The following is a 3697-nucleotide window of genomic DNA, read 5'->3' on the forward strand; positions in this document are numbered from 1 at the left end:
AGCTAATTTGGTTCAACAATTACTAGAAGCAAAACTTAGTTTAAAACTTAAGCAAATTATTAAAAAATTCGATTATTTTGAAATATTGATAATTGATGATATATCATATGTACCATATAATCGTGAAGAAACTGATGTTTTATTTACCTTATTACCTGAACGTTATGAAATGAGTAGTGTATTAATTACTAGCAATTTAGTTTTTGCAAAATGGAATACTATTTTTAAAGATGAAATGACTACGTCAGCAGCTATTGGCAGATTGGTTCACCATTCTTCAATTCTTAAACTAAATACTGAAAGTCATAGAATCGCTACAGCGAAAGGCAAAAAATTAACTATAAAATCGGAGGATAATAATGTAATACTTTAGACAATATTTTTTACTCAAAAATGGGGAATTTTAATATTCGTCATGGGGAATTCTAATATTCGTTCATCACTAGCCCTTTCCGCTACTTTGCCTATCAATACTCTCTTCCTATATTTTGGTATCCATATAAGATGTACTTTTAAATCATACTGACTATGACTATTCTTTCTATAACTTCTCATGTTTCTTGATATAAATTCATTGCTAAAGCAATTTCATTATATCTTCCCTTCGCCTGAAGGCGAGGGATTTCTTATCCCCGAAGGGGGACATTAAAATAAGTCAATAACTACAATTGTTGATTGTAATAATTATATATTTAATAAATCCTCTTTCCCTAAAATACTATACGTTCTATTTGACGACGTTTAACGAGCCTTTCTAGTTTTTTAACATAGAACAAATAAGCTCGATTCATTAGCAGATGGGATTATAACCAGAGAAGAGTTTGTACGTAAGAAAACATAATGAAAAAAACATCAAAGTAAAGTAATGCTAGAAATAGCGGAGCATAATAAAGGTGATGATTGTTTTACGAAAAAAAATGATAGATGTACTAAATTTAGTTGCCAATGCACATCAATATTTTAATTTGTCGAATGCCCAAGGAAAAAGACGTTTAATAAAAACTGTGTTTTCGACAATTAAATTAACAGGCAAAAAGCTTGACTTTATGCTGCATCTGCCGTTTGATTCATTCGTAAATTTGTCGAAAACCGAGGAATGGCTCCCCGGGCCGGACTCGAACCAGCGACCGAACGGTTAACAGCCGTTTGCTCTACCACTGAGCTACCGAGGAACATTAGAAGCATCTGGAAAATTCAGATACTTCCTTATAACAAATCTTTATTATAACGTCTAGCGTTTTCTTTATATAAAATAAAAAAGTTTTATTCATCACCTATTTTTAAAGCTGCAATAAACGCAGATTGCGGAATTTCGATATTACCGTACTGTCTCATTCTCTTTTTACCTGCTTTTTGCTTCTCAAGTAATTTACGTTTACGGCTTATATCACCGCCGTAACATTTAGATAAAACATCTTTACGTAGGGCTTTAATAGTCTCACGAGCAATAATACGGCTACCTATACTTGCTTGAATTGCTATATCAATCTGCTGTCTCGGTATTAAATCCTTTAACCTTACGCATAATGCCCTACCCCTCTGCTCGGCACGTGAGCGGTGTACGATTGTGGATAGTGCATCAACCACCTCTGCGTTAACCAAAATCCCAAGCTTAACAAGCTCGGAAGGTTCATAAACATCCATTTGCCATTCAAAACTTGCATAACCTTTAGAGCAACTTTTTAAACGATCGTAAAAATCGTAAACTATCTCATTTAGTGGTAATTTATAAACTATTTTAGCCCTATTTGCTATATAGCTATGATCGAGCTGCATCCCTCTCTTTTCCGTACAAAGCAATAATACCGCACCTAAAAACTCATCAGGTACCATTATAGTTGCCTTAATCCACGGCTCTTCTATCAATTCGATTTTTTGTAAATCAGGCAAATCTGCCGGGTTATGTATCTCTAAGCTCTCACCGTCCCGCATATGAATTTTATACACCACGCTTGGAGCGGTAGTAATTAAATCTAAATCGAATTCCCTACTTAAACGTTCTTGGATTATCTCTAAATGTAACAGCCCTAAAAAGCCGCATCTAAAACCTACTCCGAGTGCCGAAGAGCTTTCCATTTCATACTCAAAACTAGCATCATTAAGGCGTAATTTAGCTAGTGAATACTTTAGATGCTCAAATTCCGAGCTATCCGTTGGATAAAGACCACAAAACACTACGGGTAAGTTTGGTTTAAAACCCGGTAGAGCTTGCTCACAAGGCTTTTTTTCATCAGTGATAGTATCCCCGACTTTACAATCCGCTATTTGCTTTATAGAAGCAGTAAAGAAGCCGATTTCGCCTGCATGCAGAACATCCGAAATATGTTTTTTCGGAGTAAAATAGCCAACATTTTCGACGGTATAAACCGAGTTAGTAGCCATCATTTTAATCCGCATATTCTTACGTAAGTAGCCATCAATAACACGTACTAAAATAACCACCCCAAGATAAGGGGCATACCAACTATCAACAAGCAAAGCTTTTAAAATATCACTGTTACTTTCTTTCGGCGGAGGTAATTTATTTACTATTACTTCTAAAACTAAATCAATACCTATACCGCTTTTTGCCGAAATCAATACAGCCTCACTTGCATCGATCCCGATTATATCCTCTATTTGCTGCTTAACCTGTTCAGGTTCTGACGCCGGCAGATCAATCTTATTAAGCACCGGTACTATTTCATGATCATTCTCGATTGCTTGGTAAACATTGGCAAGCGTTTGTGCTTCTACTCCTTGCGTACTATCAACTACCAATAACGAGCCTTCACAAGCAGCAAGTGACCTACTAACTTCATAAGCAAAATCGACATGCCCGGGAGTGTCCATTAGATTCAAATAGTAGGTGTTACCGTCTTTAGCCTTATATACAAGCCGCACGGTTTGTGCCTTAATAGTTATACCTCTCTCTTTTTCGATATCCATCGAGTCTAGCACTTGCTGGCTCATTTCCCTAATTTGCAAGCCACCGCAATGCTCAATTAACCTATCGGCTAATGTAGATTTACCGTGATCAATATGAGCGATTATTGAGAAGTTCCTTATATATTTTTGATTATCCATAATTATTGTGATATAATTTGTATTTTGTCATCTCCGTCATTGCAAGACTTTGTTGCGTGGATCGAAAAACGCATTCGGTATCATACCGTGGCTTGACCACGGTATCCAAAAAACAATAAAAAATATTAAAATATTTAGTATTTTAATCTGGATCCCGCAATCAAGTCGCGGGATGACAGCGGTGGAATTGATCCACGCAACAATGCCTCATTGCGAGGAGAGGCGAAGCCTCGACGTGGCAATCTCATGAAATAATAACAAACTCCTGAGATTGCTTAGTCAAAACTTATAGTTTTTCCTCGCAATGACGGCTACAATCACGATAATATATAACAAAATCGAAATTTATAACAGGAAAAAATAATGCGAGCTGAAATAGAAAATTATGTAAAAAAAATTGAGCAGTCTTTAGAACTACTTTGGAGGTCACTTTGACGTTGAAGCGTCAACTGAAAGACTGAAAGAACTAGAAGAATTAGCAGCCGAGCCGAGTTTATGGAATGATCAAGCCAATGCTCAAAAATTACTGCGAGAAAAAAGTAATCTAGAAGAAAAACTAAATGCTTTTAATAAACTCAAATCTAACTTAAAAGATGCTTTAGAACTTGAAGAAATGGCTGAAGCCGAAAAC

General features: G+C 35.9%; 3 protein-coding genes, 1 tRNA gene and 1 pseudogene. 2 read left to right on the forward strand and 3 right to left on the reverse strand.

Annotated elements, in window-relative coordinates; genetic code table 11:
* Positions 1-373: ATP-binding protein (locus REIS_RS05505; protein ID WP_008580267.1), on the forward strand; the 373-nt coding region annotated here is incomplete at its 5' end.
* Between the two features lie 14 nt (positions 374-387).
* Here REIS_RS05505 and REIS_RS14300 read toward each other — a convergent pair.
* The 3 genes from REIS_RS14300 to lepA form a co-directional block, all read right to left on the reverse strand.
* Positions 388-555 carry a transposase gene (locus REIS_RS14300; RefSeq protein ID WP_008580268.1) on the reverse strand — a complete coding sequence of 56 codons (168 nt, stop codon included), beginning with the start codon at positions 553-555 and terminating at the stop codon, positions 388-390.
* Positions 556-1097: 542 nt separating this feature from the next.
* Positions 1098-1172: transfer RNA gene (locus REIS_RS05515), tRNA-Asn, on the reverse strand.
* Between the two features lie 91 nt (positions 1173-1263).
* The gene (gene lepA / locus REIS_RS05520) at positions 1264-3066 is read right to left on the reverse strand and encodes a translation elongation factor 4 (RefSeq protein ID WP_008580269.1); all 1803 of its coding nucleotides are present in this window, start codon (positions 3064-3066) and stop codon (positions 1264-1266) included.
* A 363-nt stretch (positions 3067-3429) separates the two neighbouring features.
* Between lepA and REIS_RS12790 the strand changes: the two are divergent.
* A pseudogene (locus tag REIS_RS12790) lies at positions 3430-3697 on the forward strand (PCRF domain-containing protein); the annotation flags it as partial.

It is taken from the genome of Rickettsia endosymbiont of Ixodes scapularis (assembly GCF_000160735.1).
In the GTDB taxonomy this organism is placed as follows: Bacteria; Pseudomonadota; Alphaproteobacteria; order Rickettsiales; family Rickettsiaceae; genus Rickettsia; species Rickettsia tamurae.

Coding starts and splice junctions, on each gene's coding strand:
- REIS_RS14300 (WP_008580268.1), bottom strand. CDS start 555: ATGAGAAGTTATAGAAAGAATAGTCATAGTCAGTATGATTTAAAAGTA.
- lepA (WP_008580269.1), bottom strand. CDS start 3,066: ATGGATAATCAAAAATATATAAGGAACTTCTCAATAATCGCTCATATT.